The sequence below is a fragment of the Neobacillus drentensis genome (genome assembly GCF_036966985.1).
In the GTDB taxonomy this organism is placed as follows: domain Bacteria; phylum Bacillota; class Bacilli; order Bacillales; family Cytobacillaceae; genus Neobacillus; species Neobacillus drentensis_E.
In genome coordinates this window covers 1-630 of the sequence record NZ_JBALSN010000254.1, presented here as the reverse complement: position 1 = coordinate 630, position 630 = coordinate 1, and the positions used below count along the sequence as shown (strand labels likewise).

Genomic DNA, 630 nt, shown 5'->3' with positions numbered 1-630 from the left:
AGTAGTACTTCTTGCTGCTAAGTGTAATCCAGCCAGTTTTCATGGTTCCATCGCTAGCAAAGTAATACTTTTTCGTGCCTATTTGCACGATGCCCGTACGGCGCACTCCATCCGAACCAAAGTAGTACTTTTTCGAATTGATTGTTAACCAGTATGTTTGCATTTCACCGTTTTTATTAAAGTAATACACCTTAAAGCTGATGGTTCGGAAGCTATTTGTTCTCAATTTGCCGTCTGTTTCAAAGTAGTAGCGTTTGCCGTTCAATGAAAGCCAGCCTATGGTCATTTTTCCGGTCGTTGGATGGAAGTAGTATTTGCTGCCATTGGCATCGACATACCAGCCAAGTGGCGATTTTACCACCTTAACGACCATTTCACTCATGTTCCCACCTTGATCTATCGCCTGGATAAACACTGAATTGTTTACCGGCTGCTTGGGAATAGTGATAGAAAAGTGACCTATATCGTCTGATTCCCCTGTATAGGTTTGATCTAATATGATTACATTTACGGTAATGTTTGGCTCCGTGATGCCTGTTACAGCGGTCGAAAAGATATTGATGTCATCCACTGTTGGTGCTAGCGGTGGAGCTGTATCAATTTCTAAAACTTCGACGGTTTTGCTGCTCG

Annotated in this window: 1 protein-coding gene; it reads right to left on the bottom strand. The window is 42.5% G+C overall.

The features are described from left to right. Positions 1-630, bottom strand: a 630-nt coding sequence (locus V7659_RS17125) for an Ig-like domain-containing protein (protein WP_335541032.1), incomplete at both ends; no start/stop codon positions are given.